22 protein-coding genes are annotated in these 22148 nt (G+C 34.5%); 19 read left to right on the top strand and 3 right to left on the bottom strand.

Annotated elements, in window-relative coordinates; translation table 11 throughout:
- Positions 1 to 14: 14 nt before the first annotated feature.
- A complete protein-coding gene (locus CQ046_RS14360; RefSeq protein WP_105702934.1) occupies positions 15 to 437 on the bottom strand; it encodes a cold shock domain-containing protein in 423 nt (140 codons plus the stop codon).
- A 694-nt stretch (positions 438 to 1131) separates the two neighbouring features.
- On the opposite strand from CQ046_RS14360, the gene CQ046_RS14355 reads away from it, so the two are divergent.
- The gene (locus CQ046_RS14355) at positions 1132 to 1887 is read left to right on the top strand and encodes an SDR family oxidoreductase (RefSeq protein ID WP_105702933.1); all 756 of its coding nucleotides are present in this window, start codon (positions 1132 to 1134) and stop codon (positions 1885 to 1887) included.
- A gap of 78 nt (positions 1888 to 1965) precedes the next feature.
- On the opposite strand, the gene lgt is transcribed toward CQ046_RS14355, so the two are convergent.
- Positions 1966 to 2802 carry a prolipoprotein diacylglyceryl transferase gene (gene lgt, locus CQ046_RS14350; protein WP_105702932.1) on the bottom strand — a complete coding sequence of 279 codons (837 nt, stop codon included), beginning with the start codon at positions 2800 to 2802 and terminating at the stop codon, positions 1966 to 1968.
- A 248-nt stretch (positions 2803 to 3050) separates the two neighbouring features.
- On the opposite strand from lgt, the gene CQ046_RS14345 reads away from it, so the two are divergent.
- Positions 3051 to 3368, top strand: coding sequence for a low affinity iron permease family protein (locus CQ046_RS14345; protein WP_105702931.1), 318 nt, complete (start codon positions 3051 to 3053; stop codon positions 3366 to 3368).
- A 15-nt stretch (positions 3369 to 3383) separates the two neighbouring features.
- Here CQ046_RS14345 and CQ046_RS14340 read toward each other — a convergent pair whose 3' ends face one another.
- Entirely contained in the window at positions 3384 to 4388 is a 1005-nt protein-coding gene (locus tag CQ046_RS14340; protein ID WP_105702930.1) for a LacI family DNA-binding transcriptional regulator, read from the bottom strand.
- Between the two features lie 163 nt (positions 4389 to 4551).
- Between CQ046_RS14340 and CQ046_RS14335 the strand changes: the two genes are divergently transcribed.
- The 17 genes from CQ046_RS14335 (at position 4552) to CQ046_RS14250 (ending at position 22071) form a co-directional block, all read left to right on the top strand.
- Positions 4552 to 5988: a mannitol dehydrogenase family protein gene (locus CQ046_RS14335; RefSeq protein ID WP_105702929.1), complete on the top strand. Its 1437-nt coding sequence runs from the start codon at positions 4552 to 4554 to the stop codon at positions 5986 to 5988.
- A 7-nt stretch (positions 5989 to 5995) separates the two neighbouring features.
- Complete coding sequence (locus tag CQ046_RS14330) at positions 5996 to 7342, top strand: MFS transporter (protein WP_105702928.1); 1347 nt, start codon at positions 5996 to 5998, stop codon at positions 7340 to 7342.
- An 86-nt stretch (positions 7343 to 7428) separates the two neighbouring features.
- Positions 7429 to 8154, top strand: a complete 726-nt coding sequence (locus CQ046_RS14325; protein ID WP_105702927.1) for a hypothetical protein — start codon at positions 7429 to 7431, stop codon at positions 8152 to 8154.
- 60 nt (positions 8155 to 8214) lie between these two features.
- Positions 8215 to 9135, top strand: a complete 921-nt coding sequence (locus CQ046_RS14320) for a carbohydrate kinase family protein (RefSeq protein WP_105702926.1) — start codon at positions 8215 to 8217, stop codon at positions 9133 to 9135.
- 80 nt (positions 9136 to 9215) lie between these two features.
- Positions 9216 to 9911, top strand: a complete 696-nt coding sequence (locus CQ046_RS14315) for a VIT family protein (protein WP_105702925.1) — start codon at positions 9216 to 9218, stop codon at positions 9909 to 9911.
- A 245-nt stretch (positions 9912 to 10156) separates the two neighbouring features.
- Positions 10157 to 10570 carry a type VI secretion system tube protein TssD gene (gene tssD, locus CQ046_RS14310; RefSeq protein WP_105702924.1) on the top strand — a complete coding sequence of 138 codons (414 nt, stop codon included), beginning with the start codon at positions 10157 to 10159 and terminating at the stop codon, positions 10568 to 10570.
- 233 nt (positions 10571 to 10803) lie between these two features.
- Entirely contained in the window at positions 10804 to 12663 is a 1860-nt protein-coding gene (locus CQ046_RS14305) for a type VI secretion system Vgr family protein (RefSeq protein ID WP_123906623.1), read from the top strand.
- A gap of 333 nt (positions 12664 to 12996) precedes the next feature.
- A complete protein-coding gene (locus CQ046_RS14295; protein ID WP_105702922.1) occupies positions 12997 to 14112 on the top strand; it encodes a DUF2931 family protein in 1116 nt (371 codons plus the stop codon).
- A 22-nt stretch (positions 14113 to 14134) separates the two neighbouring features.
- Positions 14135 to 15970, top strand: coding sequence for a phospholipase effector Tle1 domain-containing protein (locus tag CQ046_RS14290; RefSeq protein WP_105702921.1), 1836 nt, complete (start codon positions 14135 to 14137; stop codon positions 15968 to 15970).
- A gap of 5 nt (positions 15971 to 15975) precedes the next feature.
- Complete coding sequence (locus CQ046_RS14285; protein ID WP_105702920.1) at positions 15976 to 16671, top strand: hypothetical protein; 696 nt, start codon at positions 15976 to 15978, stop codon at positions 16669 to 16671.
- A complete protein-coding gene (locus CQ046_RS14280; RefSeq protein ID WP_105702919.1) occupies positions 16659 to 17972 on the top strand; it encodes a glycoside hydrolase family 19 protein in 1314 nt (437 codons plus the stop codon). The genes CQ046_RS14285 and CQ046_RS14280 overlap by 13 nt, the downstream gene beginning before the upstream one ends.
- Positions 17962 to 18792 (top strand): tetratricopeptide repeat protein, encoded by an 831-nt coding sequence (locus tag CQ046_RS14275; protein ID WP_105702918.1) that lies wholly within the window; start codon positions 17962 to 17964, stop codon positions 18790 to 18792. The genes CQ046_RS14280 and CQ046_RS14275 overlap by 11 nt, the downstream gene beginning before the upstream one ends.
- Positions 18793 to 18992: 200 nt before the next feature.
- Positions 18993 to 19367 (top strand): hypothetical protein, encoded by a 375-nt coding sequence (locus CQ046_RS14270; RefSeq protein WP_105702917.1) that lies wholly within the window; start codon positions 18993 to 18995, stop codon positions 19365 to 19367.
- A 73-nt stretch (positions 19368 to 19440) separates the two neighbouring features.
- Positions 19441 to 19878 (top strand): hypothetical protein, encoded by a 438-nt coding sequence (locus CQ046_RS14265; RefSeq protein WP_105702916.1) that lies wholly within the window; start codon positions 19441 to 19443, stop codon positions 19876 to 19878.
- A gap of 67 nt (positions 19879 to 19945) precedes the next feature.
- Positions 19946 to 20629 (top strand): hypothetical protein, encoded by a 684-nt coding sequence (locus CQ046_RS14260; RefSeq protein ID WP_105702915.1) that lies wholly within the window; start codon positions 19946 to 19948, stop codon positions 20627 to 20629.
- 104 nt (positions 20630 to 20733) lie between these two features.
- The gene (locus CQ046_RS14255) at positions 20734 to 21678 is read left to right on the top strand and encodes a hypothetical protein (RefSeq protein WP_105702914.1); all 945 of its coding nucleotides are present in this window, start codon (positions 20734 to 20736) and stop codon (positions 21676 to 21678) included.
- 147 nt (positions 21679 to 21825) lie between these two features.
- Positions 21826 to 22071: a hypothetical protein gene (locus CQ046_RS14250; protein ID WP_123906622.1), complete on the top strand. Its 246-nt coding sequence runs from the start codon at positions 21826 to 21828 to the stop codon at positions 22069 to 22071.
- The last annotated feature ends 77 nt before the right edge of the window (positions 22072 to 22148 follow it).

Raw genomic sequence — 22148 nt, 5'->3', positions numbered from 1 at the left:
ATATCTTATGCGTATTATTTAACAATCTGAATTTCAACCGCAGAAAATCCTTTAGGAGACTTCTCTTTTTCGAAAGATACTTTGTTTCCTTTTTTCACAGGCTCCGCACAGTTGTTGTTATGGAAGAAGATATTTTCTTTGTTATTGTCTTCAGTAATGAAGCCATATCCTTTTTCACTCAGGAAAGTAACAATTCCTGTTTTTCTTGGATCTTCCTCAATAATAGGAGCAGCACCCAGCTGAATATCATCAAGGTTTACTTCCTGTCTTTGTTCAGGTGGAGTAGAAGTTAATCTTCCGAATTCGTCTACATACATGAAGACATCCTCCGCTCCTTTGTTGTTGTTCGTTTTACGTTCTTCGCGTCTTAGCGCCTTTTCTTTTTGCTTTTGAATTTTTTTCTTGAAATTTTCCTTTTTAGAAAAAGAATCTGCCATAAATTATTTTTAGTATTTAGTTTCTATAAATTAATTGGTTCAATCTGGTCTTTTTTAGACCCCTATAAAGCCTGATAATGTTTTCTGTTTTGGAGTTTCTCCAATCATACAGAGCTTTAAAATTCCGACAAGTATTGTTCTTAATAGAAGAATAAAAGTTAAAAAGATGACTGCTCAAAAAGCAAAGACTGAATAAAAATATTCGGGTCGTTACAGAAAACAAAGTGGTGGCCTGATTAATAATGCACAAATATACAACAATAAAATGAATAATCCTGTTTTAAATGATTGATTATCAGAAATGGTTTTACAGTCTAAATGTAAGATGTACTAGAAAGCTTTAAAGGGGAATAAAAAAATCCTCAGAATGCTGAGGATTGTAAAAAAATATATTATAAAATGAAGTGGTGTATAATACGGGTGGGAGAGTATCAAATGTTATGCCTAAAATAGATGGCCATTAGTGAATTATATGGACATGTTTAATCAAAAAGCAGTATTTCAACCCGTATCTGGTTGGTAAATAGTATTCTATTGAAATGTACTGTTTGTATAAAAAAATAAATATTTCTGTTTTGATTTAAAGAGGAAATTGAAAATTTTGTTGAATTTTTATACAATTCCCGAAAATTTCACCATGCTTAGACGATTTTTATGAGCCATCTTTGCTTCATTAACATTTAAATATAAAAACATGTCAACACAAAATGTAAAAGGAAAAGTTGTTTTAATTGCAGGAGGAGGTAAAAACCTGGGAGGACTATTAAGCAGAGATTTTGCCGCAAAAGGAGCAAAACTGGCCATACACTATAACAGTGAAAGCTCAAAAGCAGACAGTGAAAAAACACTGGCTGAGGTACAGGCTTTAGGAGCAGAAGCATTCTTATTCCAGGGAGATCTTACCAAAGTAGACAATATCACTAAGTTTTTTGATGAAACCATTTCCCGCTTCGGAGGAGTGGATATTGCAATCAATACCGTAGGAATGGTCTTGAAAAAACCATTTGCTGAGACTACAGAAGAAGAATACGATACCATGTTCAATGTCAATTCCAAGTCGGCTTACTTCTTTTTGCAGGAAGCAGGTAAAAAACTGAACGATCAGGGAAAAATTTGTACGATTGTTACTTCATTGCTGGCAGCTTATACAGGTTTGTATTCTACTTATGCAGGAGCAAAAGCACCTGTAGAACATTTTACAAGAGCAGCTTCCAAAGAATTCGGAGCAAGAGGAATTTCCGTAACTGCTGTAGCACCTGGCCCAATGGATACACCTTTCTTTTACGGACAGGAAACGGATGATGCAGTCGCTTATCATAAATCTGCATCTGCATTGGGAGGACTTACAGATATTAAAGATATCGCTCCACTGGTAGAGTTTCTGGTAACAGAAGGCTGGTGGATTACCGGGCAGACCATTTTTGCCAATGGAGGTTATACAACAAGATAATCTATAACAGATCCATTAAAAAACAAACTCACTGAAAGTTACTTTCAGTGAGTTTTTATTTAAAAAGAAATCAAGGAGTTAAGCTGTTTTGGCCTTTCCTTTTTCCAATATACTTTTGATAATAAAGAATAACCCGAGAAGAACAAACGGAATACTCAGTAGCTGTCCCATATTCAGGCTCATCCCATGTTCAAATTCTACCTGGTCTACCTTGATAAACTCAATCAGAATTCTCATAATGAAGATCAACAGAATACTGGCACCTAAATAAAATCCTTTTCCGATCTTAAATATATTTTTTCTGTAAATAAAATACACCAGAAGGAAAATAATAAAATAAGAAATGGCTTCATAAAGCTGTGCAGGATGCCTTGGAAGATCATCTACCTGACGGAAAATAAAAGCCCACGGAACATTGGTGGGAGTTCCTATGATTTCAGAATTCATAAGATTGGCAAGCCTGATAAAAGTACCTCCCAACGGAAGCACAATTGCTATCGCATCCAAAACGGTCATAAACGGAATCGAATACTTTCTGGCATAAATAAGAAGCATAATCACCAATCCTATACCACCACCATGACTGGCAAGACCAGCAAATCCTGTGAAATGGTAAGCTCCATCCACATCTTTCTGAATAGGTAAAAATACCTCAATCGGATGCTGGGAATAATAATCAAAATCATAAAAGAGACAGTGCCCCAATCTGGCTCCCACTAAAATTCCTATTAAAGCATAGGAAAATAAAGCTTCGTGAGCTTGAGAACTAAGTCCTTCTTTTTTATAAATTCTTTTTAAAATGTTAAGTGATAAAACTAGTCCTGCAAGAAAAAGCAAGCCGTAATATTTTATGGGAAGTCCTAAGATATTGACGATTTCGGGGTTTACATCCCAGTTGATATATAATAAACTCATTGATATTGTTATCGAATTTCAGAATGCAAAGATAAGAAAACATAAAATTCTGAATGGGAAAGGCCTTTTTCTGGATTCTATGACTTGAATCATAAAGTGTTAGCGTATGATTGCTTATATTTGATAGTACGCCATTGTAAAAATAAAAATCTGAATTTTTTCCGTTTACTTAGGTTAAGCTTAAAAAAATGAGCGTAACAAAAGATTTGTATGGCTTTTTTTAATCCAATCACTTAAAATATAACATTATGATAAAAGATATTTTTGGCAAACTGACAGCCTGGCCCGGTTATTTTATGGGCAGTACTTTATTGGGAATTGCAGGACTTGCCGTAGTATTCGTAAAGAATGCACAAAACAGAGATCTCAAAGAACTTCAGGTTAAACTTGATGAATTGATTGCAACAAATAAAAGCTCAATAGATCCTCGGTTTCAGAAATTAACAGACGATGAACTGAAGCAGCTTCAAAATTTTTATAAAAATGTAGAAATCCAGCGGGAAAAAAATACAGATCAAAATAATGAAACTCCGGAAAGAGAGATTACCTACTATCGATATAAATAATTCAAAATCTATTCATTAAGTAGAAGCCCGGTAAACCAATTCTGCATCCATAAGAATAGATTGGCTTGGAGCTATACTATTTTTGATTTTTTCCAACGCCAGTTTTGCAGCTTCTTCTCCCATTTTTTCCAATGGCTGCTGTACGCTGGTGAGCTGAGGATATACCATCGTAGACAATTCTGTTCCGGAAAAGCTGGCGATAGCTACTTCATCAGGAATTCTTACTTTTTGTTCAAGAAGAAAATTCATTGCTCCCATGGCTAAGGTATCACTAAAAGCAAAAATACTGTCAAACTCTATATCCTTATTCAATAGCTGTTTGACCGCTTTTTTCCCATGCTCGAAAGTCATTCCATCTGTCTGAATAATCAGATTTTCGTCAAAAATATTGTATTTCATGAGAATACGTTTATAACCATTCACCCTTTCTACAGCATTTCGGATCGTAGAAGGCCCCATGATATGGACAATTCTTTTCCTTCCTGTCTTAATTAAATATTCCACCATCAATGAAGCTTTAATAGCATCATCAATAATCACCTTCGAGACATCCAGAGATTTATGAGGAATTCTGTCGAAAAATATCAAAGGAATTCCCTTATCCATAATACTCTGGTAGATGTCATTATTGTGGGTTTCATGGCAGAGATTAATAATAATGGCGTCTACATTAAATTCTTCCAGAAGCTGAAGATTTTGTCTTTCAATAAGAGGATCTTCATCAGACTGAGTGATGATGATACGGTATCCCAGAGGATATAAAATATTCTGAATTCCCTTCAAAACAGTGGAGGAAAAAGGCGTAATCATTTCCGGTACTACAAACCCTATTGTCCGCGATTGTCCGGACTTTAAATTCAAAGCGGTAAGGTTCGGCTTATAACCCAATTTCTCTGCCGCATCCAGCACTCTTTTTCTTGTTTCTTCATTCACATTTTTATCATGAAGCAGCGCTCTTGAGATGGTAGAGGTAGATAATGACAAAAATTTGGACAGATCTTTAATCGTAATACGTCTCATCAGCCTTGTTTTTTGCCTAAAAATAATAAAAAAATAGCCAATTGGGAACGTTCCCTGATTTTTGGGAACGTTCCCAATTTGAATTTTGTAAAAAAAATATCAGGTTAATCATTTGTTAATATAGTTTTAACGAATTGGTTAATATGATAACAATTTTACGCTTATGAGTATGATTTATTACAATTATGATGCATCGGAAATCCATACAGGAATTTTACATATCGGAGTAGGAAACTTTCACAGGGCTCACCAGCAATTTTATACTAATCTACTGCTTAATGACGAAGATCAGAAAGATTGGGGAATTTGTGGAGTCTGTCTGCTGCCGTCAGATGAGAAAATCGTAAAGAATTTAAGAGCTCAGAATCTTCAATACTCTCTTACTGTTTGTGGAAGAAACGGAAATGATGAGGTGTATAAAATAGGTTCTTTAAAAGAGTTGATCTGGGGAGTAGAAGATCCGGAGTCTGTAGTAAAAAAAATTGCAGACAGTTCTGTTAAGATCATCACGTTGACCATCACGGAAGGAGGCTACAATCTTAATAAAGAAACCGGAGAATTTATATTGGAGGATGAAAAAATACAACATGATCTGAAGAATTCTACCAGTCTTACTACTGTTTTTGGATTTGTAGCAGAAGGATTACGCCAGAGAAAAATGCATAGTGCAGGAGCAATCACGATACTTTCATGCGATAACCTTCAACACAACGGAAATACAGCAAAAAGAGCTTTTATGTCATTCATAGAAGCACAGGATGCAGAATTGGCAGCATGGGTAAAGGAAAATGTAACCTTCCCCAACAGTATGGTAGACCGTATTACTCCGGCCACAACTCCGGAAGATGTGGAAAGATTAAACAAACGAAACGGAACGGATGACAGTGCTCCCGTATACTGTGAAGACTTTACACAATGGGTGATAGAAGATGATTTTATTGCAGGAAGACCAGCCTGGGAAAGAGTAGGAGTAGAATTTACGAATGACGTAACTGCATTTGAAAATATGAAATTAAGCCTGCTGAATGCTTCCCACACCCTTTTATCTTATCCGGCTTTCTTAATGGGCTACCGCAAAGTAGATCAGGCGATGAAAGACAAAAATCTGGTAAAATTTATCAGGGATTTTATGGATACAGATATTACGCCTTTCGTTCCCGCGCCTGAAAATACAGATCTGGAAAAATATAAACAAACATTGATTGAAAGATTTGCCAATCACAGTGTAAGCGATCAGGTAAGCCGTTTGTGCTTCGACGGAATTTCAAAATTCCCGGTATATATCATTCCTAATCTTGATAAAATGATAAAAGGGGATAAAGACCTTGCCAGACAGGCTTTTCTTATTGCTTCCTATAGACATTATTTAAAATATAAAACAGATGATCAGGGGAATACATTTGAAACAGCAGAACCCTGGATGACAGAGAATGATCAAAAGTTTATTGCCAGTGAAAATCCACAGGACTTTCTGGAATTATCAGCTTTTAAAGGAGTTCAATTAAAAACCTCTGAACAGTTCATAAAACAGTACAACAGTTTTGTAGAAGATATAAAAAATTCAGGAACCGCCTCAGTTTTACAATCCATCATAAAATAATTAAGCCATGCAGATAAATCCAGGTATCACCACTTCAGACAATAAAACAAACAATGCTATACTGCCGTTTGCGATCATTACATTTATCTATTTTATTGTAGGTTTTCTAACGACAGTCAATGAACAGCTGCAGGCACCACTGAAATTTACTTTTCTGAGTCATGCGGGCAGTCTGAAAAATACGTTTACTACTCTGATTTCCTTTTTCTTCTTTTTAGGATATCTTCTGAATGGAACATTGGGAAGTAAATGGGTGAATGCCTTCGGATATAAGAATACGATTTTGCGCGGGCTTTTTTTTATGATTTCCGGCCTTTTTATGTATCTGTGCTCATCATGGGTTGGTGATCATTATCCTGATCTGAAATTTAGCATAAAAGATGCTGTTATTCCTGTTGGATTTATCGTTTTTGTTATAGGTTCTTATTTGATGGGAACATCAGCAGCCATCATTCAGGTGGTTGTAAATCCTTATGCTGCTTCGTATGAACTGAAAGGGACACAGCCTGTACAGCGTTTGAATATCCTGACGGCTATCAATTCTATCGGAACCACTTCTGCACCTTTCTTCGTAACGGTAGTTATGTTCAGTGGAATTTCCATTGAAAATATAGAAATCAGACAGCTTTTGCTTCCGCTATCTGTATTAATTGTCTGCATCCTTACAGTTATGATCATCACAAAAAGACTTCATCTTCCTGATTTGGCTCACACAAGAGTTGTGGGAGAGGAAAAATTGGAGAGAAGTATCTGGTCGTTCAGGCATTTTGTATTGGGAGTTTTAGCCATCTTTTTTTATGTAGGAACGGAAGTCGCTATAGGTGCTAACATTAATTTGTATGCTTTTGAGTTGATGGATTCCGGCCACCCAATCACATTTTTCGGAAAAACAGATATCATTGTCGGAGGAATGGATTTAGGAATTCATGCATTACTATCAACACTATATTGGGGAGGTTTTCTGGTAGGAAGAGCGATATCAAGTTTCTTCAGTAAGATTTCTGCAAGAACACAGTTGATTACGACCACAGTGCTGGCAACAGTACTGGCGTTGGTATCGATGATCACTCAGAACCTTTGGTTTCTTGTCGCTATCGGACTTCTCCATTCATCCATGTGGAGCTGTATTTATACGCTTTCCATTAAAGGGTTGAACAAATATACCTCAAAAGCATCTGGTATTTTCATTTCCGCTGTATTCGGTGGGGCTGTATTTACGCTTATTCAGGGAGGTTTAGCTGATATTTTAGGATCATGGAGATGGACATGGTGGCTTACTGTAATCTGCGAACTGCTTATGCTTACTTACGCCTTGTTCGGATCACGTATTAGAGAAAAAGACCTTATTCACTAATTATATATTTTCTTTTAACTAAAGTAATTATCCTTTAGACTGCTATTGGATGCAGGATAACTACTGCCTTAAAAAACACTTGAATCATGTTAAAAAACTACTTACTACTTGTTTCCTCTTTTTTAGGAGCCTGTTTAGGTGCACAGGAAGTGCATTCAGCATTGCAGCTTAGAAACAGCCATTTGTGGCGCGGAATTGAAGTCTCTGCGGGATTTATTTATACCGGAAATCTACGTCTTGATTGCAAAAATTTTTACGCAGGATTCTGGGCAGGTGGTAACTTTGATGGTTCTTATAAAGAATTCAATAACTATATAGGATATAAGAATAAGCATCTTACATTGGAATTATGGGACATCTATAACTTTTCACCTGGTGCCACTTATAATAATAAAGAGTTTTTTAATTATTCCGCGAAAGAAACCGGCCGTTTTTGGGATTTCAGATCTTATTATACCATAAGTGATCAGTTTCCTTTGGTGCTTAGTTGGAATACAGTTGTTTTCGGAAGAGACAGAAACAGGGAGAACACAGGAAATAAATATTCATCATTTGTTTCGGGAGAATATCCCGTTTACAAAAAAGATAATCTTGAAGTAAGAGGAAGAGTAGGCTATGCCTTTGCCTTAGACAGTCATGGAGAGAAAAATAATTTCTTTGCTAAAGATTCTGGTTTCAATGAGGTAAGTCTTATTGTTTCCAAAAGTTTTACCATTGAAGGTTATAAAATTCCTATAGGAATATGGGGAATGTGGAATCCGGTCAACAATAATGCGTTTCTTCAGTTCTCTGTGCAGGTTTATTCATTCTGAAACAAGGAAATACTATAGTAAATTTTTTACAAAATCAATACATTTAATTACTTTTATACAATGGAATACAAAAAAAATAAAGCAGTATGTTTTGGAGAGGTGCTTTGGGATATTTTTCCGGGAGAGCAGAAAAGAGTAGGGGGTGCACCTTTTAATGTAGCTTACCATCTTTCCAAAATGGGCGTAGAAGTCAATATGATAAGCAGTATCGGTAATGATCAGCTTGGGCATGACCTTTTGGATAAAATGAAAAACTGGAATATTCCTGCAGATTATATTCAGATCAATACGGAGTACCCAACAAGTACCGTAATTGCTACAGTAGATGAAAATAATGATGCTCATTATGATATTGTGGAAGGCGTAGCATGGGATTTTATTGAAACAACTCCGGAAAATCAGGAAATTCTTAAGACAACAAATGCATTGGTGTTTGGAACACTGGCTGCCAGAAATGAGAAATCCAAAAATACATTGTTTCAGTTGCTTGAAGTTAGTGATTATAATGTCTTTGATATCAATCTCAGAGAACCTTATTATGAGGTGAGAATGATTAAAGATCTGCTTCACAAAACCCATCTTGCTAAATTCAACAAAGCAGAAATGCGCATGATGCTTGATTTTTTAGGAAAAGAATACACCACGGAAGAAGATGGCATAAAATATCTGCAGGATCAGTTTGATCTTGAAGAAATTATTATTTCCAAAGGAAGCAAAGGGGCTCTTTATGCCTCTTGGGATAATTTTTATCTGTATCCCACCATACCGGTTACTGTAAAAGATACCGTAGGAAGCGGAGACTCATTCCTGGCAGGATTTCTTTCCAAAAAATTAGAAAAAGGAAGTACCATTCATGAAATTATGACTCAGGCTGTATCTCTGGGAGCATTTATTACCTCACAGGAAGGCGCATGCCCGGAATATTCATTAGAAGATTTTATCAGATTTAGAAACGAACATCCAGTATCAGTTTTAAGCTAAAATGGTAGAATCTCATGTTAATTTAAAATGATTCTTGATGAAACATTTGGTAACTTTATGCTGATACCAAAACAAAAGTTATGCATCATCAGCTGGAGAAGCATTATGTAAACAGAGTAGGCTGGCTTCGGGCGGCTGTATTAGGCGCAAATGATGGATTGTTATCCACTACAAGTATTGTCATCGGGGTTGCTGCAGCAGAACCGGAACGTCATATCATTATTCTTGCCGCTCTGGCAGGGATGATTGCCGGTGCCATGTCTATGGCTGCCGGAGAATATGTTTCCGTAAGTTCCCAGGAAGATACGGAAAAGGCAGATTTGGTTCGTGAGCAACGTGAACTGGAGCAAATGCCCGAAATAGAACTCGGAGAGCTAGCAAAAGTATATGAAAGAAGAGGTTGTACCAAAGAAACAGCCATGCAGGTTGCCATTGAACTTACAGAGCATGATGCACTTGGAGCACACGCCCGTGACGAGCTGGGAATAAATGAAATCACACAGGCAAAGCCTTTGCAGGCCGCTGTAGCATCTTTCGGTTCATTTGCAGTAGGAGCTTTATTGCCGTTTACCGTTTCTCTTTTAGCACCTCTTAAAGAAATGGTGTATTTCCAATATGGATTTTCAATTATATTTTTGATGCTTTTGGGAGCCGTTTCTGCCAGAGCGGGAGGTTCCAATATTAAAATAGCCGTGCTGAGGATCTGTTTCTGGGGAACCGTAGCCATGGGAATTACAGCATTGGTCGGTCATCTTTTTGGAGTCAATGTAGCCTGAAAAATTTGCAGTTTTCCTTTGAATTCTTACTGGAGGGCAGAACAACTTTACTATAGCTTTTTTTGCTGTGTTGCTGGTAATGGTCTGATTTATAGATTGAATCTCACCTAACGAGTGTTAGTCGTAAAAGTACTACACTTTTTCAGATTTATGCGTAAATTTTATTTTGTTATGATCAATACTTCTAAATTTGGTGATATAACAAACATCAAATCAAAAAGTATTAACGATTAAAATTTACAATCATGGCAGAAAGAAATTCAAGAGGAATCTTAAAATTCAACAACGGTGAAGGGCAAAAGTTATTAAAACTGAACTACAGCGTATCAAGAGCAACAGACGTTTCAGGACGTGTAGCATCAGACCCTTCCAATGCGCTTATCAAAATTACAGTAGAAGCTACTGAAAAATCAGACATCCTTGAAAGCTTGTTGAATGGAAAATACAAGCCTACCGTAGGAGAGGTAACTTTCAATAAGTCTCATGAAGAAGGAACTTTAACAACATTGAAATGGACAAACGGTTACGTCATTCAGCACGAAGTAGATTTCGATGCAGTAGATGAAAACAGTATGTACATCAGTTTTGTGATAAGTGCAGAGCAGATTGAGCTTGGTAACTCTTCTTATGACGGAGCTTGGCCTGGATCTCAGGGATAAGATCCTTTAACAGCTACAAACATAAAACAGAATAGTAGATCCGTTATCAGGGATCCTGTTCTGTTTTTTTGTCAGTAATCTTTTCCCTTGGAAAGGAGCATTATTTCACTAAGATTTAGAAAAATAAAGCTGATAATGTGAACTTTATATTGTGAAAAATTGATAACTTTATAAAAAGCTGTTTATTTTAGTTTTTTTCAAAAATAAAAAGCTCACCAAACACTCTACATCATATGAATAAAAATATCTCGAATTCCGAAAAGATTTCAGAGAATCATATTCCTGGAATTAACCGTGTGGTGAAACTGGATATTGTGATTGAAGGCAAAATGATTAAGCACTTCAAACATTTCCGTTTACAGCAGAGCGTAAAAAAACACCATTATTTTGAACTTACATTAGCCCATGATACTTTAGACGGAGTACAAAACCATGATCTGGAAGAAGCTCAGCAGTTTTTAGGAAAACGATTAACAGTCGTTTTTAAATATAAAGACGTTGAAGGAAGCCCGGAGAGAACCTTTGTAGGAGTCATTACAAAAGTAGGATTCAGCCAGGAGAATCATAGCCTGGGAAATATTGTACTGAAAGGATACAGCCCTACTATTTTGTTGGATGGCGCACCTCATACCCAAAGTTTTGGCGGGGATAAACCTGTGAATATGGGAATCATTGCCGAAGATGTCATCAAACAGGGCATAGAAAGCAGTAAATTTGATGTAAAAGTGAATGCAAAGGCTTCCTCTCAGATTCTTTACAGTGCCCAGTATAATGAAACCCATTATAATTATCTCTGCAGAATGGCAGAAGCTTATGGAGAACAGTTCTATTATGATGGTGAAGTATTGCATTTCGGAAATATGCCGCCTCAGAACAAATCACTGGAATTAATATACGGAAGCAATGTTTCTGATGTGAGTGTAGAATTAAAAGCCGTTCATATCAAACCTAATTTTTACGGATATAACAGCAGTTCCAATGCTAAACTTATTTCCGGGGAAACTCCCATAAAACACGTTGGTAATCTGGCTAAGACAGCGTATAAAAATAATGAGGGAATATTCAAAACTCCATCATTGCAGGTAGCTCCCATAAAAGCTGCAACCGATATGGATGTTGTTATTTCCCAAACGAGTACTGCCGGAAGCAAAGCGGTGGAAGTTTTTACCGTTTCCGGGGGAACTACTATACCGTTTTTATATCCGGGATGCGTTGCTGATATCAATATGAGAAAGACAGATACCAGTAAAACAGCCTATTTCACTAAACTGATGATGACGGAAGTTATTCATGAAATAGATACTCTCGGGCGTTACAAAGGAAGATTCGAGGCCATTGCCTCAGATACAGGATATATTCCAACGCCGGACTTTACGATGCCTATCGCACAGCCGCAGATTGCAACTGTAATTTCCAATACAGATCCGCTGGCACAGGGAAGAATTACCGTTAGATTCGACTGGCAGCTGCATGATACCACCAATTTTATCAGAATGATGGCTCCTGACGCAGGAGGTACAGACCAGATTACTCAAAACAGAGGCTATGTAGCCATACCAGAGGTTGGTGATCAGGTGATGGTAGGTTTTGTTCATAATCATCCCGACCGTCCTTTTGTGATGGGAGGAATGTTCCATGGAGGAACAGCTCTTGGAGGCGGAGTAGATAATCATTTAAAATCAATACAAACCAGAAGCGGAATCCGTATTTTAATGAATGATGCCGAAGGAAGTGTAAATATTATAGACCCAAGTGGGAATAACTATTTGATGGATGGTAAAGGGAATATCATCGTAACGGCTCCTAAAAATATGACTTTTAATGTAGGTGAAGATTTGGCAATCAACGTAGGAAAAGATATGAAGACCAGTGTAGGAAATGATAATGCCGTTAGTATCATCAATGATCATAAGTTTACCTCAAAAAATTATAAGCAGACCGTCAATGAAAATAAAACGATTAATGTGATAGGTGATCTTAAAGAAACTACTTCAACCACTACTCATAAAGCAAAAAACGGAGATATTTTACTACAGAGTTCAGGCGTAGCCAAGATGTTAGGTAAAATAGATGCTAAAGTAAATAAAGGGTAATATGTTAAAAAAATCGTTAATCTCTTTCTTTTCATCTTTGTTAGCAGTAGTGTTACTTGTCATTATTGAATTAAGTTTCATAGATATGACACAGTTTCGAAGTGGAGATTATGCATGGGTTGCCCTGTGGCTGATCCTGGCTTTTTTTCCGGTGCTGTTTGCACTGCCATTTTTCCTGACTTCCATCAAGAGGAAAAATGAAATAAGAGATTTTGTTTTGTACTGTTTTTATTCTTTTGGCATATGCTTTATCGTGATATCATTAATTTTAATAATTATTCTTCCTTTGATGGAATAAGAATAATTGTCACAAACAATTTTTAAGATTGCAACATGTTTATAATGAATAAAATAATAAAATACCTGCTAAGCTTTTTATTTTTCACTCAGATCTCGTGTCAGGAAAAAAAAGAAGACCAAAAAACTAAGACTATGACAAAATATGAATGGACAGAAGGAACTTCTGCAGCTTTAGGATATCCTATGGAAGTATACAAAGGAGGAATAGAATGTGAAGGAGGAGAATGGGTAGGTTTAAGTTTTGGAATTGTACCTGGGGATGGTTCTTGGGGTTTGATCAATCATGGTATGGGAAATGGTTTTAAGAGTCTTCCGACCCGATTGGATTTTGTCTGGATGTCATATATGGAAAACCAGTTTTACATGATTGATACCGAAATTGATATTGCTAAAATTAAAGAATATTTCAGTAAAGGCTATCAAGTAAAAGCAACCAGTGGAAGTGGTAATATTAAACATTTAAATTATAAAGATATTGGTGTGGGAATGGCTCCGGGAGGAGTGGTAGTGGTTTGGATTGCTGGTGTTGGGGTTCAGAAAGAAGTAGGCAGGTATCAGGGAAAAAAGGTAACAATTCCAGAATCAGAAATTGCTAAGCTTGATAGCCATGAAAACCGGTTTTGGCGGAAAGATTACCTTGATGAGGTTTTAAATAATGGTAAGGTTATCCCCACTGAAATAAAAGAAAAAAATAAAGGAAAATCTATCCCATTTGGATTATGGGATACCTACAGAATACGATATAGCTGGAAACCGATTTTTGAGTTACCGGAAAATGCAAAGCTCAATCCGTTGACAGATGTTGGAATATCAAATGTTAATGGCGAATGGGAACAGCTGGGAGCAGAAAAAAATCCTTTAACTGAGAGTGAATGGAGAGCAATACCAGCTACTATTTCATTTTCTTTGATGGGAGCAGATCAAATTAAATATGAAGCAGGATGTGATCTTGATGAAAAGTCTGCTTTTGACGCTTTTACTAAGGTCTTTGGTAATGATCCTAAATCAACTAAGGCAGCTATTTTTATTAAAGTGAATGAGGCATATAGTTTCTTTACTGTTTTATTGAAGGGAGAAAATGGAAAAGAAGCTTTTATTAAAACTGATAATTTAGAAATGTTCAAATCTAAAGTTAAGTATAAATACTAATTGATTATAAGAATGATTAGTTATGGGAAAAACATTAGTATACAACACAGGCAATGCTAAACCTCCTGTAGATGAATTGCATTTGGAAATAGGAGTGTTCTTTGATGGTACTTTGAATAATCTGAAAAATAGTGAATTAAGATTAAAGTACAGAGATGGAAAAAATAAAATGGAGAGCACAGACAATGATGAAGAAATATCGAAAAAAGAAAAAGCAATTGAAGATACAAGAGCATTACAGGAAAAGGAATATAAACAGCTTAAAAATAAAAATATAACAGATAATGATTCTGAGTATGAAAGATATCTCAAAGCCAGCCATAGGGAATGGCTGGACAAACAAGGTGTAGATAACAGTTTTAGTAACGATTATACAAATGTGGCAAGAATGTATAAATGCTGTAAACAGGTAACGTACGGAGTTTATGTAGAAGGGATTGGTACATTGAATAATACCAGAGATGTGGATGATGGGTTCCAATATGGTTCAGGTAAAACAGGAGTGCGAGGGAAAGTAAGAAAGGGATGTGAAATGGTTGCTGATAGGATTGATGTCTTAAAAAAGCAATTAATTAAGAAAAAAGCATTAACTAAAATCACCATTGATACTTTCGGATTCAGCCGTGGAGCCGCCGCCGCAAGAAATTTTGCCTACGAAATCAATGGGAAGAAAAGACCCGTTGATGTTGAGATAAAAAAATCTAGAAAGATAACAGGCTATACCCAAATGGATTCTCCTGAAGGACCCATTACAGTTCCGGAATATGGAGACATATGGATAGATAAAGATAAAATGGAGGTAGATCCTAATTACCTTGTGGATGGAAAACTTCCGAAATTTGGCTTTTTGGGATATTATCTTTTAAGTAAAGATATTATGAGCAAAGAAGAATTGGAAGATCTGGAACTGGATGTTCGCTTTATCGGGGTGTATGACACCGTATCATCTTATGAAGAATATGGTGATATGGGAACGTTGAAACGTGTAGGATGGGAAGGAATGAAGCATTCTACATTAGGATCCAGGTATAACTTCGGAGATGATGTAGAACAATTACAGCTGCTGAATCCAGGGTCTTACTTCAAAGCAGTTCATTTTACAGCAGGAAATGAACATCGGGAAAACTTCTCATTAACAAGGTTCCCGGGCAGCATAGAAAAAGAATTTCCAGGTGTTCACTGTGATATTGGGGGTGCTTATGAAAACGGAAAAGAAACAGTAGATGAAATAGAAACGTCTAATCATAAACCGGTTTGGTTTTTAAACAAGCGCAGGCAGCAATTGATTGATGAACATTGGTTTGATGAGGAGCAGATAACAATTAATAACAGCTTCCTGAATGTTCTAACAATGGGGGCAGTATATCGTAAGATTACAGGAATTCGTTTCCTCAGAAAAGAATACAGCTATATTCCGCTTCAGTTTATGGAAGAATTTGGAAAAAATCTGTATGATCATCAGTTGAACATAAAAACAGAAACCACCTATTCTATACAGCATGATAATTGTCTGAATCAAGCTAAAGATATTTTGCATCATTATGTCTTTGAGGACGGACAAAAATGGAATTTCAAAACAGATGAAGAAGTTAAAAAAGAAAAAGAGGAAAGAGCAAGAGAGAGATTAGAAAATCCGGAACCAGAACCGGTGCAGGAACCGATACCTGATGAGGTAGTTGATAAAGACGGTAATACCATTAAGACAAAGACGCTGCAGGAGGTGGTAGTTACTGCCTATCATCCTCAGACATTATTGAGAATTATGCGTAACAAATATCTTCATTGGTCGGCAAACAGAGACTGGATGGGAATGGATCCCAATAGTAATTATGAAAGAATAGTATATCCCCTGAAATAATTTTTATGCTGCTGGAAAATCTTCATCGGAAAACATATAGGCTTGAAACCATTGTTACAGAGCAGAGAAACCCGGTTTATGCCATTACAAAAAGCTATGCCCGGGAAATTGAAGTATATTATCTTGGGAAAATAAAAGAAGAACATCAATTTCAGATTCTGGTAGTTGAATTCGATTTTTCGGATAATGATACTGCTATGGGAAAATTGATAAGAAAGCTCAGCTATCTGTTTGATGAACTGGAACTCAGGGTAGATAGCGAAGGGAATATAACTGCCCTAGATAATCTGCTTTTCCTGCGTTTAAGATGGGGTAAAATTCAGTCTGAATTATCGAAAACCCATAAAGGTGATGCTATTGATAACTATTTCAGCCAGATCAGCAGCCTATTGGAAGATGAAACAAAACTGATTGATTTTTTGACAGGCTATAATATGTTTGGATTGCTCTTCAACGGTTTGCTGGATTCATTCGATACCAAAAGAAAAAGAATCTCTCCGGAAGGATTTACAGAAATCATGATTCCCGAAAAAAATGGAGAGAAAATGACTTTAAAAATCTCTGCTCAAAACCTGGAACATACAGAAATTGATGATTTCAGAGGAATATTTATCTGCAAAGGAAACCAGTATGAAGAAGGTTTTGTAGCCATTAAAAAACAGAATTCTCACTTAAAACATTCATTATTATGGATAGGTTAAAGAACAATGGAGAAGGAAATACTCCGGAAACTCAAACTCAGAATACAGCACAGGATAATGACAAAATGAAGACTGATAATAAGAAGAAGATGGATGATAAACGTGCCGAAAATGAGGAAAAAGATAAAACAGAGGAAGGTTTATTATTGGCCATAGACGGAGCCAAAATAAAATTCAATGCTCATTTGGGAACATTCAAAGTGTTGAATAATGTACCCACAACACAGGATAAACTTACAGGAACTATCGTAGAAAAACAAATTCCTAATTTTATCTTTGATGATGGTTTTCAGATGATTTCCCTTACAGAATGGCAGGATTTTGGAACTGCAAAAGTGCAGGAAAACTTTGTGCTGCTAAAAAAATCTACTTTACCAGGAACAGGAAAAATGCCGGGAAATATACCGCCAGAGTCAGGGAAAATAGAATTTGTAACCTCCGGACAGGTAAATGTGCCGGAAAAAATTGATCCGAAGGGAGCGCCGGTACCGGAGCAGGAAAAGAAAAAAAGCCCATGTTCAGACGATTTTACATTAGCACAAATAAAAAAAGTTTGGCCAGATGCTTCTAATCTTACTTGGATGCAAGGTATAGTGGATGAACTGAATAAATCATATACCGTAAAAGGAGAATCTAAAAAATTATATGAAATATTTGAACTTAATACATGTCTTAATAGGTCTCATTTTTTTGCCCAAGCATTTGTTGAAAGTAGTAGTGATTTATCGGGAGCGTTTAATGGAGAAAGCTTAAATTATTCAGTTGAAGCATTAAGGTCTGGTTATCCTTTTTCTGTTTTCAAAAACAATAAAAAATATTATGATTATGCAGACGAAATAGGGCGTAAAAGTGAAGTTGACCCCAAAACTAAAAAGAAGAAACTTGTACATGCTGCAGATCAGGAGAAAATTGCTAATATAGCTTATGATGATGACAATAGAGGAAAAGATTATAAACTAGGAAACGTAAAAGAAGGAGATGGATGGAAGTTTAGAGGACGTGGGCTAATGCAAATAACAGGAAGGAGCAATTATAAGAGTATTCAGGAAATAATTGATACTAGATTACCCGAATCAGGAATTGATTTATCATTAGGTAAATCAACATTTACAGCGAAGGAAGCGGTTTTTGCCGGATTAGGAGATTGGATTTTAAAAAAGGCTAACACGCTAACTAAGAATGGTGCAACACATGACGTTGTAAATTCAATAACGGCAAAAATAAATTATTCTACAAAATCATATAGTGACAGAAGAGATGCTTTTGATAGAACTGTTAAAATATTTAAAGATGATAAATAAAATTTCTTTATTACTTCTGCTTTCGGGGATCAGTTGTCATTCCCAATCGTCTAAAGTAGAGTCTTTATTAAAATCAAATGAAATTGTAGCTCAGCTCCATAATGACTTTAATAATGATGGAACTCGTGACGATTTATACGTTCTAACATTAAAAAATGCAAAAGAACCTGAGGAACCCACTCAAAGAAAGCTAATTATTGTTTTTAAGAATAAAAATAATACAGAATTATCTACTTATGAAAATGATATGATTTTTCCATGTAAAGAATGCAGTGGTAAATCCGATATGAATATTGACAATTTAAAGTTTGAAAATAATTTACTTTCTTATACAACTTGCATTGCTCCTGTTGCTTCGGATAAATATTCTGTTATTGATTTTACATTAAAATTTTCAAACAATAGTTTTAATCTTTATAAATACAAAGAAAGTTATTTTTCGGTTGAAGCAGATAACGATGCTGCAATACAATTAGAGGCGGCTGATTTTTCTAAGACAAAATTTAGCTATTATGATTGGGTTGCAGATAAAAGCTGGTTAGATTATGTTATTATTTCATCCCATAACATTACTAAAATAAATGATTTTGCTTTGAACCTTGAAAATATCAACCCAGCAGTATCGGTTAATGTATTGCAAAAGATAATTCAAAAATATCCAGATCGGGTTGTAGCTTATCTTAATATTGCAAACAGCTATTGGAACATAGGAAAAAAAGAGAAAGCTGCAGAAAATTATAAAACATACCTTTCTTTAATGAAATCCCAAAAAAAAGATCTTAATAAAGTTCCAAAATATGTGGAAGAAAGAATAAAATGATAAAATACCTATTCAATATATAATAAACACAAATGCCACAGGAAACATAATGGACATAAATTTCATTTTTTATGATGAGAAGAAAAGAACTAATAGCGGTTATCCTGAATATTCAGTTTCTTTTACACAGAAAGAAATTAATAAGCTTATTGCGCTGAAGTACAAAAGGCGTTTGATACAAAAAATAATATATCATCATCATGAAATTTAAGATGATCTATTCATTGATTTTTTTATTAATGGGAATTGTTAACAAAGCTCAAGAAATAAAAATTTGGAATAAAGCTTTAAATACCAATATTATAATTCATCAACAAGTACGAGAAGATAGTGTCTATTTATCAATCGACAAGAAAGATAATAAATGGTTGGGTAAAAATTTAAATATAAAAAAAGTTAATTATTGGAATAATGCCCCGATAGAAGTTACCGCTGATTGTTGTAAAAAGAATTTTTTAATTATCAAGAGAACTTTTCTAGGAAATAATATTGTTGGAGATAGACTTTATTTTAAAAGAAATAAACATAAATATTATTTCAAGATTCTTAAGGAATTTGAACAAAAGACAGATTAATCTACCACAAGTTCTTGATTAATTATTTATAAAATAAAATATATTTATTTAAGTATACTGAATTAAAAACGAAATGTTGAAAAAATTCTTCCTCATATTTTTATTATTAATTAATTATATAACCTATTCGCAGACGAAAAAGGATTTGCCTCTTATTTCTATTTCAAAATGTTGCAAATTAGGGTTTAATGGATATAATAAAGAATTTAATATGTATCAAGAACCTTTTATTCTGAAAAGTGGTAAAAAGTATAAAATAAAAGGTTATGATAATGCAAATTATTCTGGAGGACAAATTTTAAGTATTTCCCCAAATAAAAGATTTATAGTAATGGATTATATTTCTAAGGGATATGTGGAAGACGGAACCAACAAAACATTATACGAGAATTATTTATGTGTTATTGTTGATGTTCTTAATAGAAAGGTAGTGATGGAACTACAAACAGATTGTGGAGGGAAATGGAATAAAAAAAATAAATGGGTTAATGATGGTAAAGTAATATTTTGATAAGATTCTATTTGTATTCAATGGCAAGAGAAGAGATGCTTTTGGTGGACTATTTAAATATTAAAAAATGATAAAATACCTATTCAATATATTATTTATTTTTTTGTTTAGCCTGTCTTCATATGCTCAGGATGTATTTGTTTTAAAAGATTCAGTCTGTATTTCTAAGGAATGTTTTGAGTTGCAGGAATTAAAAATAGAAACTAAGAATACCGGAATTTATAAGAAAATTCAAAAAAGCTATGACCTTTTTAATGGTACTTTTTTTGACAGTCCCGAGAAAAGATTAAACGCCAAAAAAGATACTTTAAAAAACTTAATTTCAACAAATTCACTGCGTGATAACCAATATGGATTTGAAAATTATAAAATTTATCTGAATAAAAATGGATTGCTTAATGTATCAGTACATATTCAGTCTTATGGCTCCCCATGGGAAGCTACAGTCTTTTATTTCTTTGACGAAATGAATGATACAGAAGTTGGTGAAAACCTGTTCGTCAACAAAAAAATGCTTTTGCAGGTATGTCGTAAAAAATTAAAGACAGATAAAAGTATATCCTTTCCTATAAAGAATCTCAGTCAATATAAAATAAGCACCAATACCGCAGGAAACATAACAGGCATAGATTTCATTTTTTATGATGAAAAAAATAGAACCAATAGCGGTTATCCTGAATATTCAGTCTCTTTTACGTGGAAAGAAATTGAGAAATTTATTGCACCACAATATAGGAAGAGATTGATATAATAATAAGATTATATGTTTATTAAAAAAATTAGAGCAACCTATCTGCTGATTTTTATATTAATGGGAATTAAAATGGAAAAGTAAAATTGTCTCTATATTAAACAATGAGAAAATTAGCATACATACTATTCATTCTGGCGGTATTTCATACAAATGCCTGTGCACAAGCACCTAAATCATATATTGTTACTCATATTGTTAATAAAACTATTGACAAGGGAGAATATGTTGATGATAAAAGAATTGATAAAAAAGATAAGACAAGCACAAATAACCTTATTTATATATTCAGTCCGAAAAAAGACAGTATTGCTTTTTACAGATTTACAGACTCGCAGGCATCAGAAAAGAAAGTACCAGATGTATATACCTTAACAAAAAATGAAAATACTCTTTTGTTAACCTCTAAAAATGAAAGTTATACAAACAATCTTAAAATTGCTTTCAATGAAAATGATAAAACAATTTTAGTGGGAGACAAGGATGTATTTTATTTAAATGCTCCTTATTTCAGCTTTTTACAGAAAAACGTTGATGAGTATTTAAACATTCCAGATCTTATTGATTTTTTGGAAGACTTTCTGCCAGGATATAATCTTGGTGATTTAAAGTATATCTCTTCATATGAAAAGTACAAACATAAAGATTTTAAAATATTAAAAGGCTATATGGAATCCTATAGAACCCAGGCAAGTGATTATCTGGACAAATGGAATCTGAAGTTTTCATATGACGATAAAGGAATGCCAAAATATGTTTTAAAAGAATCTGTAGAAGGAGATCAGGAACTGGAGAAAAAAACGTTACCGTCCAATAAAGGATCTTTGAAATATTCCAAGCATATCAATATTGAAAGTAGGCTTGTTACTGACAGTGAAATCTTTATAGATCCAAACAAAAATATATATGATGAAAAAGTGACTTCAGTTCAGGTAGGATTAGGAAAAGAAACCCGATATGAAACAAAACAGCTTTCTTATAAAAGATTTCCAACAAATGTCTTTACGCTAAACTCAACGAGTATTTCTAAAATTATTTCATCAAAATAAAATATTTAAGTATAAAAGGTGATGAAAATAATAAAATCAATCTTCTTACTATTTTTATTGTTTCCATACTTTTTACATTCTCAAAGTATGTCGGGAGATTATTTCTCATATGGATCTAAATGTAAAATTTCTCTAAAAGTTGACAGTATGAAACATTTTGTTTTTAATGTTAAAAAAGGTAAGAAAATAAAAGGAATTGTAAGGGTAGATAAAGAAAATAATGCAACATATCTTTATTTTTTGGATGGTATTAGTGGATTGTTTTCGAATGATACAATTTCGATTCAAAATTCAGGGAATTCAAGGAATCCATATTGGCATTTTAAAGAATGTGATGAAAAATACATTCATTTAGTAAAGAAAAGAATTCCTGTAAGATCTAAAAAACTATAAAGTGCTTAATTCAACTATCTCCTTTAAAACCTAAAAATAAATATAGAAATACACTTTAAAAAGTGTATTTTACATCA

This window comes from Chryseobacterium sp. MYb7 (assembly GCF_002979455.1).
Taxonomy (GTDB): domain Bacteria; phylum Bacteroidota; class Bacteroidia; order Flavobacteriales; family Weeksellaceae; genus Chryseobacterium.
This window is presented reverse-complemented; position numbering and strand designations above follow the sequence as displayed.

Bases quoted from the DNA above. Each gene is read 5' to 3' on its own strand.
- CQ046_RS14360 (WP_105702934.1), bottom strand. From the start codon at position 437: ATGGCAGATTCTTTTTCTAAAAAGGAAAATTTCAAGAAAAAAATTCAA.
- CQ046_RS14355 (WP_105702933.1), top strand. From the start codon at position 1,132: ATGTCAACACAAAATGTAAAAGGAAAAGTTGTTTTAATTGCAGGAGGA.
- lgt (WP_105702932.1), bottom strand. From the start codon at position 2,802: ATGAGTTTATTATATATCAACTGGGATGTAAACCCCGAAATCGTCAAT.
- CQ046_RS14345 (WP_105702931.1), top strand. From the start codon at position 3,051: ATGATAAAAGATATTTTTGGCAAACTGACAGCCTGGCCCGGTTATTTT.
- CQ046_RS14340 (WP_105702930.1), bottom strand. From the start codon at position 4,388: ATGAGACGTATTACGATTAAAGATCTGTCCAAATTTTTGTCATTATCT.
- CQ046_RS14335 (WP_105702929.1), top strand. From the start codon at position 4,552: ATGAGTATGATTTATTACAATTATGATGCATCGGAAATCCATACAGGA.
- CQ046_RS14330 (WP_105702928.1), top strand. From the start codon at position 5,996: ATGCAGATAAATCCAGGTATCACCACTTCAGACAATAAAACAAACAAT.
- CQ046_RS14325 (WP_105702927.1), top strand. From the start codon at position 7,429: ATGTTAAAAAACTACTTACTACTTGTTTCCTCTTTTTTAGGAGCCTGT.
- CQ046_RS14320 (WP_105702926.1), top strand. From the start codon at position 8,215: ATGGAATACAAAAAAAATAAAGCAGTATGTTTTGGAGAGGTGCTTTGG.
- CQ046_RS14315 (WP_105702925.1), top strand. From the start codon at position 9,216: ATGCATCATCAGCTGGAGAAGCATTATGTAAACAGAGTAGGCTGGCTT.
- tssD (WP_105702924.1), top strand. From the start codon at position 10,157: ATGGCAGAAAGAAATTCAAGAGGAATCTTAAAATTCAACAACGGTGAA.
- CQ046_RS14305 (WP_123906623.1), top strand. From the start codon at position 10,804: ATGAATAAAAATATCTCGAATTCCGAAAAGATTTCAGAGAATCATATT.
- CQ046_RS14295 (WP_105702922.1), top strand. From the start codon at position 12,997: ATGTTTATAATGAATAAAATAATAAAATACCTGCTAAGCTTTTTATTT.
- CQ046_RS14290 (WP_105702921.1), top strand. From the start codon at position 14,135: ATGGGAAAAACATTAGTATACAACACAGGCAATGCTAAACCTCCTGTA.
- CQ046_RS14285 (WP_105702920.1), top strand. From the start codon at position 15,976: ATGCTGCTGGAAAATCTTCATCGGAAAACATATAGGCTTGAAACCATT.
- CQ046_RS14280 (WP_105702919.1), top strand. From the start codon at position 16,659: ATGGATAGGTTAAAGAACAATGGAGAAGGAAATACTCCGGAAACTCAA.
- CQ046_RS14275 (WP_105702918.1), top strand. From the start codon at position 17,962: ATGATAAATAAAATTTCTTTATTACTTCTGCTTTCGGGGATCAGTTGT.
- CQ046_RS14270 (WP_105702917.1), top strand. From the start codon at position 18,993: ATGAAATTTAAGATGATCTATTCATTGATTTTTTTATTAATGGGAATT.
- CQ046_RS14265 (WP_105702916.1), top strand. From the start codon at position 19,441: ATGTTGAAAAAATTCTTCCTCATATTTTTATTATTAATTAATTATATA.
- CQ046_RS14260 (WP_105702915.1), top strand. From the start codon at position 19,946: ATGATAAAATACCTATTCAATATATTATTTATTTTTTTGTTTAGCCTG.
- CQ046_RS14255 (WP_105702914.1), top strand. From the start codon at position 20,734: ATGAGAAAATTAGCATACATACTATTCATTCTGGCGGTATTTCATACA.
- CQ046_RS14250 (WP_123906622.1), top strand. From the start codon at position 21,826: ATGAAACATTTTGTTTTTAATGTTAAAAAAGGTAAGAAAATAAAAGGA.